Annotated in this window: 12 protein-coding genes; 2 read left to right on the top strand and 10 right to left on the bottom strand. The window is 34.9% G+C overall.

Annotated elements, in window-relative coordinates:
- Positions 1 to 4: 4 nt before the first annotated feature.
- The 4 genes from glmM to CLV73_RS14450 form a co-directional block, all read right to left on the bottom strand.
- The gene (gene glmM, locus CLV73_RS14465; protein ID WP_100377579.1) at positions 5 to 1,387 is read right to left on the bottom strand and encodes a phosphoglucosamine mutase; all 1,383 of its coding nucleotides are present in this window, start codon (positions 1,385 to 1,387) and stop codon (positions 5 to 7) included.
- A gap of 240 nt (positions 1,388 to 1,627) precedes the next feature.
- Positions 1,628 to 3,661, bottom strand: coding sequence for a ferrous iron transport protein B (gene feoB, locus CLV73_RS14460; protein ID WP_100377578.1), 2,034 nt, complete (start codon positions 3,659 to 3,661; stop codon positions 1,628 to 1,630).
- Positions 3,661 to 3,915, bottom strand: a complete 255-nt coding sequence (locus tag CLV73_RS14455) for a FeoA family protein (protein WP_394336978.1) — start codon at positions 3,913 to 3,915, stop codon at positions 3,661 to 3,663. Before CLV73_RS14455 ends, feoB begins: the two co-directional genes overlap by 1 nt.
- 134 nt (positions 3,916 to 4,049) lie before the next feature.
- A complete protein-coding gene (locus tag CLV73_RS14450; protein ID WP_100377576.1) occupies positions 4,050 to 4,979 on the bottom strand; it encodes a GLPGLI family protein in 930 nt (309 codons plus the stop codon).
- 150 nt (positions 4,980 to 5,129) lie between these two features.
- On the opposite strand from CLV73_RS14450, the gene CLV73_RS14445 reads away from it, so the two are divergent.
- A complete protein-coding gene (locus tag CLV73_RS14445; RefSeq protein WP_100377575.1) occupies positions 5,130 to 5,630 on the top strand; it encodes a DinB family protein in 501 nt (166 codons plus the stop codon).
- A 52-nt stretch (positions 5,631 to 5,682) separates the two neighbouring features.
- Here the strand turns inward: CLV73_RS14445 and CLV73_RS14440 are convergent, their stop codons facing one another.
- Positions 5,683 to 8,388, bottom strand: coding sequence for a TonB-dependent receptor (locus CLV73_RS14440; protein ID WP_100377574.1), 2,706 nt, complete (start codon positions 8,386 to 8,388; stop codon positions 5,683 to 5,685).
- A 281-nt stretch (positions 8,389 to 8,669) separates the two neighbouring features.
- Here CLV73_RS14440 and CLV73_RS14435 point away from each other — a divergent pair, with 281 nt between their 5' ends.
- Positions 8,670 to 9,551, top strand: coding sequence for a cupin-like domain-containing protein (locus CLV73_RS14435; protein ID WP_100377573.1), 882 nt, complete (start codon positions 8,670 to 8,672; stop codon positions 9,549 to 9,551).
- Between the two features lie 31 nt (positions 9,552 to 9,582).
- Here the strand turns inward: CLV73_RS14435 and CLV73_RS14430 are convergent, their stop codons facing one another.
- The 5 genes from CLV73_RS14430 to CLV73_RS14415 all read right to left on the bottom strand — a co-directional run bounded on the left by CLV73_RS14430 (position 9,583) and on the right by CLV73_RS14415 (position 13,374).
- Complete coding sequence (locus CLV73_RS14430; RefSeq protein WP_169925769.1) at positions 9,583 to 9,954, bottom strand: hypothetical protein; 372 nt, start codon at positions 9,952 to 9,954, stop codon at positions 9,583 to 9,585.
- Positions 9,955 to 9,973: 19 nt separating this feature from the next.
- Positions 9,974 to 10,255, bottom strand: coding sequence for a hypothetical protein (locus CLV73_RS14425; RefSeq protein WP_100377571.1), 282 nt, complete (start codon positions 10,253 to 10,255; stop codon positions 9,974 to 9,976).
- 140 nt (positions 10,256 to 10,395) lie between these two features.
- Positions 10,396 to 12,120, bottom strand: coding sequence for a M14 family metallopeptidase (locus tag CLV73_RS14420; RefSeq protein WP_100377570.1), 1,725 nt, complete (start codon positions 12,118 to 12,120; stop codon positions 10,396 to 10,398).
- Positions 12,121 to 12,499: 379 nt separating this feature from the next.
- Positions 12,500 to 12,700, bottom strand: coding sequence for a hypothetical protein (locus tag CLV73_RS18950; RefSeq protein ID WP_157798809.1), 201 nt, complete (start codon positions 12,698 to 12,700; stop codon positions 12,500 to 12,502).
- Between the two features lie 122 nt (positions 12,701 to 12,822).
- Positions 12,823 to 13,374, bottom strand: coding sequence for an RNA 2'-phosphotransferase (locus tag CLV73_RS14415; RefSeq protein ID WP_100377569.1), 552 nt, complete (start codon positions 13,372 to 13,374; stop codon positions 12,823 to 12,825).
- Positions 13,375 to 13,381: the final 7 nt, after the last annotated feature.

Here is a 13,381-nt window from a genome sequence, read left to right as displayed (position 1 = left end):
TTTATTAAATCAAACTATTGATTTTAGCTATCATTTCATCACCTAACTTGTCGGCTTCTTCCTGAGATTTAGCCTCTGTATAAATTCTGATAATCGGTTCTGTATTAGATTTTCTAAGATGTACCCAATTATTTTCAAAATCTATTTTCACTCCGTCTACGGTAGAAACCTCTTCATTTTGATATTCTTTTTCCATTTTAGTTAAAATATCATCCACATTAATTTCCGGCGTGAGTTCTATTTTCTTTTTACCCATGAAGTAGCTAGGATATCCTGCTCTTAGCTCAGAAACCGTTTTATTTTCCTTTGCCAAATGAGTTAAAAATAGTGCAACACCTACTAAAGAATCTCTTCCGTAATGTAAATCAGGATAGATAATTCCTCCGTTGCCTTCCCCGCCTATCACTGCATTTTTCTCCTTCATTAAAGTCACTACATTCACTTCTCCTACTGCACTTGCAAAATATTCTGAGTTGTGGGTATGTGCAACATCTCTTAAAGCACGGCTTGAAGAAAGATTGGAAATTGCCACACCATTTTTATGTTTCAATAGATAATCAGCAACGGCAACCAATGTGTATTCTTCGCCAAACATTTCACCTTTTTCATCAATCAAAGCTAATCTGTCTACATCCGGATCTACCACGATTCCTACATCTGCACCTTCTTTTTTTACCAGTTCGCAGATATCTCCCAAATGTTCTTTTAACGGTTCAGGATTGTGTGGGAAATGTCCTGTCGGTTCACAGTATAATTTCACGGTTTCACAGCCTAATTTATCCAACAGCATCGGAATAGCAATTCCTCCCGTAGAATTCACTGCATCCAAAACAACTTTGAATTTTTTAGACTTAATGGCTTCAACATCTACCATCGGTAAATTAAGGATCTGCTGAATATGAATATCAAAAGCATCGTCTCTTGTTTCATATTTTCCCAGATCATCTACTTCTGCATAATTGAAATCTTCACTTTCAGCCAAAGCCAGGACTTCTGCCCCATTTTCTCCACTGATGAATTCTCCTTTATCATTTAATAATTTCAGAGCATTCCATTGTTTTGGATTGTGCGAAGCGGTTAAAATAATCCCTCCATCTGCTTTCAGCTCCGGAACCATTATTTCAACAGTCGGAGTAGTGGAAAGTCCTAAATCAACTACATTGATTCCAAGCCCCTGCAATGTTGCCGTCACCAAAGAAGAAACCATTTGACCAGAAATTCTGGCATCTCTTCCGATGATTAAGGTTAAATCTTTTTTATTTTTATTATTCTGAAGCCAGGTTCCGAAAGCCGAAGCGAATTTTACCACATCAAGCGGAGTCAGGTTATCATTTACTTTTCCTCCTATGGTTCCGCGGATTCCTGAAATACTTTTTATTAATGACATTCTGGGTGTTTTTATATTTTAATTCTAATTTATTGTTTTTTAAAAGCTAAGCAAAATTAGATATTATTTATTACACCCCATCAGAAAGTTATGAACATCCGCAGTCCTTATCGCAGTTTATTCTTTTGGAGCTGAATTTTTTCGGTGCAAAGTTTTTCCTAAGTACCCTGAATAAAGAGTAACAAGCAAATGCAACGATGAGTAAAATAATTACGTATTGTACAATTAATGAAGAATCCATTATTTCAAAATCTGATATACTATCATCGACACAAAGTATGCCAAACCTGTCATCATAGCCACCTGTAAACCGGTCCATTTCCAGCTTTTGGTTTCTCTGTAGACTACTGCAAGTGTAGAAACACACTGCATTGCAAATGCATAAAATAAGAGTACCGAAACCCCTGTTGCGAAACTGAAAACTTTTTCGCCATTAGGTTTTACATCGCGTCTCATTTTATCGATTACTTTCACTTCCGGAGCATCATCTTCAAGGCTGTATAGAGTAGACATTGTTCCTACAAAAACTTCTCTTGCCACGAAACTGGTTAAAATTCCTACTCCCATTTTCCAGTCATATCCAAGAGGAGCAATTACCGGTTCTATTCCTTTTCCCATTTTTGCCAGGTAAGAATGATCAAGGTGAACGTTTGTAGCAACGAACTGATCCGGTTGTTGTTTTGGTCCGAAGTAACTTAAGAACCAGATGATGATACTTACAATGAAAATAATTTTTCCTGCTCCTGTAATAAAATCCCAAACTTTACCTAAAACCATCTTGAAATCATATCCAAAAAGTGGCTTTTTATAAGTTGGCAAATCCATTACCAGATAAGTTTTTCCTTTATTTTTAATAAATCTTTTAAGAATTGATGCAGAAAACAAAGCTACTAAGAAGCCCAGCAAATACATCCCCATCAGCACCAAAGCTTTGTATTTTATTCCCAAAAATGTTCCGTCTGAAATAATCAGCCCGATAATGATACTGTATACTGGAAGTCTCGCAGAACACGTCATAAAAGGTGTTACCAGAATCGTAAGCAATCTTTCTTTTACGTTTTCAATATTCCGGGTTGAGATCACTGCCGGAATTGCACATGCCGTTCCTGAAACCAGGGGAACAATACTTTTTCCGTTTAATCCGAAAGGGCGTAAGATCCTGTCCATCAGGAACACAACTCTCGCCATATATCCTGAATCTTCCAGCAAATAAAGGAAATATAATAGAATTCCGATCTGTGGTGCAAAAACAACAATTCCTCCGATTCCCGGAACGATTCCGTTTGAAATCAATGAATTGATAGGTCCATCCGGTAAATGCTCCGATGTAAAAGCAGTCAGCCAAGAGAAAAAACTATCAATCCAGTTCATTGGATATTCCGCTAAAAAGAAAACGCTTTGAAAGATGATTAATAAAATAACCAGGAAAACCACATATCCCCAGAATTTATGTACCAGGATTTTGTCTAATCTTTCTGTTAAAAGTTCTTTGAACTGAGGTTTTTTAGAAATTACATCAGACAAAATCTTATCAACACTCTGATATCTTCTTACTGTCTCCTGAACCTGCAGCCTTTTCGGAACCAGACTTTTGGAGTCAGGTTCGTTGATCAGCTCCATTACCGATTCAATCTTTTTCAGATTGGTTCCCAAGGAAAGGCTCATCCAGGCTTTATATTCATTATCAAAACCTTTGTGAGACGCTAGTTTTTGAATAAAATCTTTATGTTCCGCAGGTATTTCGAATGAAGTCGTTTGTGTTTTTACAAACTGGTTATTTAAAACCGCCTCTTTAATATCATCAATCCCTATGTTTTCTTTAGCATTAGTCTGAATGATTTTAATGCCTAACGCTTCTGAAAACTTTGAAATATCAATAGAAATTCCTCTTCTTTCCGCCTGATCGATCTGATTGACCACTAAAATCATGGGAATTCCCAGATCCTGAATCTGCTGAAATAAAAGAAGTCCTCTTTTTAGGCTTAATGCTTCAAGAATATAAACAACTCCTGCATAATTTTCCTGTTCATCAATCAGGAATTTAGAAAAAATAGCCTCATCTTCGGAACTTGGATATACACTGTATGAACCGGGCAAGTCGATGACCTCAACTTCCTCATTCCTATAAGTATAATTTCCCGAATGGCTCGCAACAGTAACCCCTGCATAATTTCCGGTCTTCTGCTTTTTATTACAAAGAGCATTGAAAACCGTTGACTTCCCAACATTCGGATTTCCGACTAAAAGTATCTGTTTTTTCTGAGTATCCTGCATTAATTCAATTCTTCAACAATGATATAGTCCCCTTCTTCTTCACGAAGAGCAATCCGGCTTTTTTCATCCCCAAATTCCACATACATCGGTCCATTGAAAGGAGCCTGATACAAAATCCTGAATAAAGTTTCCGGAAGAAGTCCCATTTCGATAATTTTATTGGGCATTTTCAGATGGTCATTATCATATCCAATAATCTTTCCCTTTTTGTTTTTGGGAAATCCGCTCATTTTATGTAGATCCGTCTGTTTCAAAACCAATTTTTTGTGATGCAAATATACGTTATTTAAATTTAATCTAAATAACCTGTCTTCATGAAAAAAATCAACCCAAATACAAATTGTATTTGGGTTGACTCACAATATAATTTAGTTGATATGAAACTTGTTTAGTTTTCTTTTCCTACCTTTTCTACTTTTCCTACCTGTACTTTTTCGTAAGGAGGTTCTATCGGGTTATCGTTCGCATTAAAAAAGTCTTTGTACATTTTCTCCTGCTTTTTCATCATGTCTCCAATGGTACCCTCCATTCCCGGAATTGTTTTAGACATAATTTCCTGTGTCATCATCGGTCTTGCCGTAGCAAATGGATCTTTTTTGAACTCATTGAATGTTTTTTCAAATTTCTCTCTCGGCATTTCGGTTACTTTTAGACCAACATTTGAAATCTTTTCCATATAGGTAAGTTCTTCCCAGTTCGGAACTTTCTTGTTTCCCTGAAGTACCCAAGAATAATTCTTTCCTTCGTCTTCAATCTTTACAATTAAGCCCGGAAGGCCTGAGAATTTATAAGGACCATCCTGGAAAGGCAGCTCTGAACTGAACCAAGCCGTCCATTTTTTTCCACCGAATTCTGTTGTTGCTTTCTGAGCATTGTAGGCTCCTATTTTTGCTTTTTCGTTAGAAATTTTCCAGTCGAACTTTGCGGTTTCATTATATCCGATATTCATTGGAGAAAATCCGTTTGCAATTCTTTCGATATACTGCATCTTCATATCCGGATAGTTTTTCACAATTTTCTCTGAGAACTTCGGCATTTTGAAAGTCTTGGATAAATCTTTAAAAACTCCCGCCTTTTGCATTTGTTCGAGCTGGATCTTAATAATAGAATCCTGTCCTACTGCTGTAAAGTCTCTGTAAATAGATTTGTTTTTAACGATATCAAGAGCCATAATGACTTTTTCGAGTTTTGTAGAATCCTTTTTCGGCTTAAAAGTCAGTTCGTAAAAAAAGCGGTTGGCTGTTTCTTTCGAATCATTATTCTGAGCGCTTATAAAAGCAAAAAGAGCGATAAAGAATATTGAAAATAGCTTTTTCATTTTTTCTAATGTTTATTTAATTAGTTAGTGTTTACTAACTTTTGTTACAGTTTTTTATTTATTATTTTTTTAAGAATAAAATTTATGATTTTGTTAAAACAGTTTCACCGGTAAAAATTTTAACTTTAACTCACTAAAAAACAAAACAATATGGACACTTTATCACAACTCAAAAATGAAATTCAGAATGAGTATCAGACCACCAAAAAATTTTTTGAAGTCTATCCTGAAACCCAAAATGATTTTGCTCCTCATGAGAAAAGCATGAAAATGATGCCTCTTGCCACTCATATTGCAGAAATATTTGAATGGCCGAATACAATCCTTAAAACCTCTGAACTGGATTTTGCCAATACGGATTATCAACCCAAAAAATTTACCACAAAAGAAGATCTGTTAAAAGCCTTAGATGAAAATTACCAACAGGGAATGAATGCCCTGGAAAATGCTAATGAAGATAAGCTAAATGAAATGTGGGCTCTAAAACATAATGGCCAGGAACTTGCAAAATGGACCAAATACGGATCTATACGTCACGGACTGAATCAGATTACCCATCACAGAGCTCAGCTTGGCGTGTATTACCGGATGAATGATATTCTTTTGCCGGGAAGTTACGGCCCTTCTGCCGATTATCAGGGCTTTCAATAACTTTTAAATATATCTCAACAAAAAACCAATCTCAATGAGATTGGTTTTATTTTTATTTAAAGTTGAATTTTACGGTGAACATGACCTGGCTTGGGCGGAGCTGATATCTTGTAAAAGAAGTATATGTGGAATTAATTTCATAGTTTTCAAATACTTTTTTATTCGCGATATTCATCCATTTCAATTCAAAATCAATGTTCTTTTTAGACCATGTAAACTGATAGGAAAGATCGTAGAATCCGTTATGGTATTTTTGATCCGTTGCCGTTGCCGTTGAATTGACCTGATCCCAATTGAATCCAATAGTATGGTTTTCGATCGGATAAAAGAATACACCAAGATTATGCTTGAATCCTGTAGTTGTAGCATTTGTACTAACCTCACCTGTACTCGTCTGTTTAGTTCTTGTAAAACTTGCGTTATAATCCAAGCTCATCCAACTAAAATAAGTATTATTAAATTTCACACCATATGACTGTCCGTTATTCTTATTGGTATAGGAGTCATTATTCAAAAATGCATCAGACTTTGATGTATTGTTGCTATAGCTTAGCGAGGCATTTGTTTTAAATTTTGGAAAATATTTACCTACTTCTGCGCTATACCCATTACTTAACACATTATTATCCTGCACTATATAACTCATTGCTGTATATCCATTTACGATCGTCGGATTAGAAATTAAATTTCTTTTGGCATCCGAGTATCTGTAATTGATATTAAAGAATAAGTTATTCAATGGATTTCTATATTCTAATCTAGTCCCTGCTGATTTATTATTATTCTGTGGAATAGGGTTTTTAGGATCCATAACATTAATCCCCGATGGTGAAGTCATTAAGAATCCTGAATAAGCCGTATTGATTTCTCCAAAGTTATTATTGATATTGGCGTTTACGGAAGCTTTCCAGAAAGAAGCAAAGGAATATTGTGCAAAAACACTTGGTTCAAAAGTAACCTTGTTTAGTTCTCTTGAAACCAGTCTTAAAGGGTCTTCTGCTTTAATATTATTAGAATTTACCGGGAAGTTGGCATACAACATCCAAGAATCATTCTTATAATTTACTCCCAAACTTCCGTAAGGAGTCGCGGTTGTATAACTAAGGTCATTGCTATATTGTGAAGCTGGAGGTTGGGTTGTAGCAGTCGATTTAATATTGAATAAATCTGAAACTAAATCTGTCGATTTAAAATTAAATCCAACCTCCGGGGTAAATGTCCATCCTTTTGTAGAGAATCCAATATTTGCAGAATGGTTTGCCTCAAAAGTTTTAAGTCTCAAATTTTGCCCTACAAAATCACTTGATGAATCTGCCATAAATCCAGGTATCTGTAAATATGATGATGGAGAAACACTAAGAGTCTGCTTATCTGTCTGATAACTTATAAAAGACAATACATTTACCATTTTTTCTTTCCACGGGATGATTGTACTCAATGAGTTTTGGAAAGAACTTGTAGGAGATTCTAATGCTTCAGCACCATTTCTTTGTAATGTGCTATTTGTAGTTGTTCTATCTACGATACCTCTATCTGCATTCCAATACTGAGAGAAACTTGTTGTATTTTTAAAAAATCCTTTCTTGGCATTTTTCGTGAAAATTAATTCCCCCTTTGCTTTATCAGTATAAAAGTTATTATGAGTCGTTTGGAAGACTGAATAGGCTGGGTTATCTTTTGTAGCAAAAAAATCATATTGAGTATAAGATTCTCTTTCTACAGAATTATTTGTATAATTTGCGTTGGCTTTAAGTTCCCATTCTTTTTTCTTATCGATGTTGGTCAAATAATTTGCTGATAGATAATGAACATTATTCATTAAGTATCTTTTTACCGGAAGATTAGGTGTGCTTGCATTTTCTACATTCAACCAGTCATTTTGAGAAGCATTAATTCTTCTCCCTTCAAACCTGTTTCCGAAAGCCAGAATATTTCCTTCATTTTCCACCTGTTCTCCCATATTATTGGTTTTGTAGTTTGCTACCCATTGACTCTTCTTACTAAAGAACATCGGAGTTAGTTTTACGTTCCACAACCAAGGATCTCCAAAACCAGTCCCTACTTCTCCACGGCCGGTCATGGTAACAGATTTTTTTAACTTTATATTAATTGCTGCCTGATCTGAAGGCACTTTATTCTGTAGGATTTTTACGGGTTGATGGTTTTCAAGCACTTCTACTTTGGCAACAGCATCTTTAGGAAGAGAATTACTAATGGTTCCGTAACCTCCTTCCATAAGGTCTTTTCCTTCTACATAAAATTTATTGATGGCATTTCCCTGATAAAGAATCGTCCCGTCTGCATTGACTTCAATTCCAGGCATTTTCTTCAAAACATCTGCAAGACTTCTGTCGTTTTTGCTATCAAAAGCTTTGAGATCATAAGAAATGGTATCTCCCCTTGCCGTTACCATTTTGGTTTTTAGCTTTACTTCCTTTATTTCAGTGGCTTCAGACTCCATTTTAAAATTCAGATTCTGGTCGCTGTTGCTGATTTGTTTTGTGATGGGCCTTTGGTTGAAAGCCTTTACCTTAAGGTCAACATTAGATTCCCCTGTTGTGAAAGTTACTTTATATTCTCCTTTCGAGTTGGTAATTCCGTATGCCAGGATTGCATCTTTTCCAGGCTCTTCCACCGTCACACTTGCACTTGGGATTGCCACTCCATCTTCATCAGTAATTTTTCCTGAAACTGTCTTCTGTGCAAAAGACAAAACTGAAAAAAGCAACATCAGAAATAAAGAAATATTTTTTCTCATAATTATTATTTGTGTAATTAGTTAATGGTTATAGATTTTTGTTACACTTTTATAAGGATGTAATTTAAATCTAAAAGTTAAATTTAATTATCACTACAAAAATAGTTATATTTTAGAGATTTGCGATAATTATTGATAATATTTTCTATTTTTGAATTAAAACTTATAATTTTTATTTAGACTAGATATTTAAAATAATGATTTGAATCATAGATTAAAAAAAAATTAAAGCATACATCGTAAATTTTTATTTAATAATTTTGTAACATAAAATTTATAAAATGGGAATTAATTTAAAGCCTATAGATATCGTAGATGACATTACACAAGAAGAGTTCATTGAAAAATATCTAAAGCCGAGAAAGCCTGTTGTCATTAAAAATATGGCAAAGAAATGGCCTGCTTATCAAAAATGGACAATGGAATATATGAAAGAGGTTGTAGGAGATGTGGAAGTTCCTCTATATGATAGTTCAAAGGCCGATCCAGCAGCTCCCATCAATGCTCCGACTGCCAAAATGAAATTTGCAGACTATATAGATCTTATCCAAAGGGAGCCTACCGACCTGAGAATATTCTTTTTCGATCCCATTAAGCACGCCAAAAAACTGCTTCAGGATTATATTTCTCCAAAAGATTTAATGGGAGGTTTCCTTGATAAATATCCGTCTATGTTCTTCGGAGGAAAAGGTTCCGTAACTTTCCTTCACTATGATATTGATATGGCTCACATTTTCCATACTCATTTCAACGGAAGAAAGCATATTCTTCTTTTTGATTATAAATGGAGAGAAAGGTTATATCAGATTCCTTATGCAACCTATGCGCTGGAAGATTATGATATTGAAAATCCTGATTTCAAAAATTTCCCGGCATTAGATGGCGTAGAAGGTATAGAATGTTTCCTGGAACACGGAGATACTTTATTCATGCCGACCGGTTGGTGGCACTGGATGAAATACCTGGATGGAAGTTTCTCCATTTCTTTAAGAGCCTGGGACAAATCATGGGCTGTAAAAGCGCATTCTTTATGGAATCTTACGGTTCAGCGTAAGTTTGATGACATCATGAAGAAGAACTTCAAGAAGAAATATATGGACTGGAAAGAAAAGTTAGCTATTAAACGAGCAGAAATTGCTTTAAAAAGAGGCTTACCAAAATAAAATAAAAGACGTTTCTATTTGAAGCGTCTTTTTATTTTTCTAAATTTAATAACAGTTCTTCCATATTCCTCGTAACCTCATTACAAGAAAAGCAGGCTTCATTTCCATCCTGAGAAAACCAGCGACATTGCGAACGGATAGGACAAAATATTAATTCAGTACTTTTGGCCATATCTAGCTCCTGGACTTTCTTAGATAGAGAACATTTTGATTCCTCATTATCCCATTGTGCACAACCCTTTTCGACACATTTTCCTGTAAAACGGAATCTTTGCTCAAGATGATCATTCTGTTGAATAAACTCTTCTGTGACAGTAAGAGGGGTAATAAATTGTACTCTTCCGTCTTTGTTGACGACTCCAAAAAGCTGTGCCCCAGCTTTTCCAACATAGCTGGGACACATCTTTTTTGAAGAATTAAAATCAGCCTCCATAGCTTTTTATCTGGTGCTGGATATCTTTAATCTGTGCCTGAATATCAATCCCGTGTTTGAAGATAATGATTCCCCATGGAAACCAGTCTTTTACTCTGAGTGGCTTCATCAGCCCTTTGAAGTCTCTGTATGCTCCAAAAGCCTGTGTGTTATCAACTTTTGAAAGTTCCGAAAGAACAACATTTTGAATACCTCTGTCAATGTTTTTTAGCTGTTCGTCTGAAAGATCAACACCTTCCAATGAAACGAAAAATTGCTTTTTAGTTGCCATAATTGTAGTTTTTATTGGTTTTTATAAAGCAAATTTCGGAAGATGAAAACCAAATAACATCAGTATAACCAACATTTATAAATGTGAAATATACGGAAATTACATACTGATTATCAATAAATTAAATCAAAATTTAAAATCTATAAGATTCTATAAATCGGATATTGTCTGAACGTTTTTTCTTCAAAATAAGGGGAGTTTCTGTAGATCCAGTCCAGCTGAGCCGTTCCGTCATCCGCAAAAGCTTTGTCTGATGCTTTTTTGGCTTCAAACTTTTGTTTTAAATCCTTATCATTTTTTAATAATTCTGCTGCTGTATCTTCAAAAATATAAGCAGAATAGTATTCTTTCTGGGCTAAAATTCCGTCAAAGAAATTCCAGTTGAAAAAAGAATCCAATGCTTCCGGTTCTAACGTTTCAATAATATATTTTATGCCTTCCTGATTGGTGGGAACAAGATAATCTCCTTCTAAAAAGCTCTGGTTTTTAGTTGACTTATCAACTGTAGTTTCAAAATGCAGGTAGTGTCCTTCATAAGGATTCTTAACCGTTTTAAAATCATTGATTTTATAAGATTCTACCGAAATGAGACTGTCTTTTTTAATCGGCTTCATCTGAATCTGGTTTCTTTTCAATTCTTCAAGCACACGATATTGTGACTGAGGAATCACGTAATATTTCGGGATTGTGATATAGCCTGTCGGAACTGCCGTTGTGAACAACTTTATTTTCTTTGTAAATGGTTTATTTCGGTCATAATACAATCTTGGTTTTCCGGAAATTTCACTTGGCTTATATTTGCCTTCAAAACCTTTAAAATCCATGGTGGAATATTTTGTAGAATCAATTTTCCAGCGAATTCCATATTGTTTTCCAGCTTGATATTGTTTTAAATTTTCAGCCCGGAGCTGCTTGATCTTTTTATAATCCTTATCTAAATTCTGAAGATTTACAAGCATGTATTTGTACGTAGCATCTACTCTTTTGTCATAAGGTTTCAGCATGTGCGTTTCCGGAACGGTTCCTAAAGAATTGAACAATGTGGTGTATCCTGTAGAATACCTCGGAGAGTCCTCGAACGAAGCAAAGCCCACCTCCGGAACATCGCCGTGAATATTAACGTAAGGAGTGCTTTCATAACCCAACTTTTTTAAATCTTCAAGGTTTTTAGCCTGATAATTGTTGTAAAAATAGTCTCCCAATACATTGCCCAATCGTTCCTTAAAAGTAGAAATATAAGTGAATGTATACTGATAATCTGCTCCGTTGCTTACATGATTGTCAATAAAAACATCAGGTTTCAGCCATTGATAGATCTCCTGAAAACTTCTCGCATTTTTGGTATCAGCTTTAATAAAATCCCTGTTCAGGTCATAATTCCGGGCAGTTCCTCTGAACCCATATTGTTCCGGACCATTCTGATTGGCTCTGGAAAACGAACTGCGATTCAGCATTCCGCTCACGTTGTAAGCAGAAATAGCGGCAACGATGAAATTTTGTGGTGTTTTAATCTTTTTGGTAGCCAGATCTCTCATCAGCATCATGGTAGCATCAATTCCATCCGGTTCACCGGGATGAATTCCGTTGTTGATCAACAAAATGGCTTTTTCTTTTCTTAATTGATTCAGATTTTTTTCCGGAAAAGGATTAAAAACAACCACATAAATTGGTTTTCCGTTATCATCTTCGCCCTTTTTCAAATATTGAATTGAATTGAAATTTTTGGCTAAATTTTGATAATACACATTCATTTCGTCATAAGTAACCGTCTGATTTCCATTTCCTTTTTCAAAAGGTGTTTGGAAATTGTTTTGTGCCATAATTAAGCATGAAGCAAAAGAAAATAATAGGTATTTCAGTTTCATTGAAGTGATATTTCGAGCTTTAAAATTACTTTGTTTTTGTAGAATGTCGTAATTTTTAACGCAAATGTCACAAAGATTTTTCCTTAAATTGTTTGAAAATATTTTTCGTTCGCTAAGGCGTTTCACTTAGCAAAGAAGCCTTGTTGTGTACAGTTGTCATTCTGAACATAAACCAAAGGTTTACGAACGTATTTAGAAGTGGAGTGAAGAATCTCATAGAGATTCTTCCTTCAGAATGACAAGCTGAAATTAATTTTTTCTATGTTGATATACCTCATGAAAATCTCTTTTGACTTTACTAAAATTCAAATCTGATTTTCCAAAAAAATACCCCTAAAAGATGATACTTTACAGGGGCACTTTTTACTCTATTCCTTAATTAGTAATTCACTACATACCAACGTCCACATTGATTAGTGCAAATATTTTCAAATCCAGGGTCACTGGGAGGGGATTGAAGGCAGGCGGCCTGACTACCGTAATATGGGCGGCCTGAATTCCACCAAGATGCACATTCTGGCGTAATTCCTCCTTTAATTGATTTTAAATTCTCTCTTGAAATTTTGTTTAATTTTTTCATAATGATTTTGTTTGATTTTCCTACTCTATACGTTTTTCGGATACCCCTATATTAATACACTAATATATGAAATATTCAATATGAAAGTAATTTTTTTTTATAATCATATTAATTCTTTTTGATTACCCTTTATTATTGGAAATATATTTAGCAGCCACAAAATCTGTCAGCCAAACCTTATTTTCAGAAAGGTAAAACAAAATTCCGTCTTCAAACATCTTCCCTGTTCTGATGGTTAAAATAACCGGTTTTCCATGCCGCATTCCGACTTTAGTTGCAGTTTCCTTATCCTGACTTAAATGAACATGCTGCCGATTTCTCTTTTCAATTCCTTTTTCTAAAATGGAATCTATATTTGTTTGAGCCGTTCCGTGATACAGAAATTCCGGCGGTTGCTGTGGTTTTAACGCCAGATCAATATCAATCGAATGTCCCTGATTTGCCCGGATTTGGGTTTTATCTTCATTAAAAATAAAACGTTTTTTATCATTTGTTTCTACTACCTCATCAAGTTCTTCTAAGGTAAAATTTATATTGCGCTTTGAACATTTTTCTCTTAATTCATCAACATTCGCCCAACCATTTTCATCTAAAGTTAAATTGATCGTTTTAGGCTGATGCCGAAGAATCAGGCTTAGAAATTTACTTATTCTCTTCTTTTGTTGTTCGTTCATCGCTTTT

It is taken from the genome of Chryseobacterium geocarposphaerae (genome assembly GCF_002797535.1).
GTDB classification, from domain to species: domain Bacteria; phylum Bacteroidota; class Bacteroidia; order Flavobacteriales; family Weeksellaceae; genus Chryseobacterium; species Chryseobacterium geocarposphaerae.
Note: the sequence above shows the minus strand (reverse complement) of the source record. Positions and strands in the feature narration are given on the sequence as shown.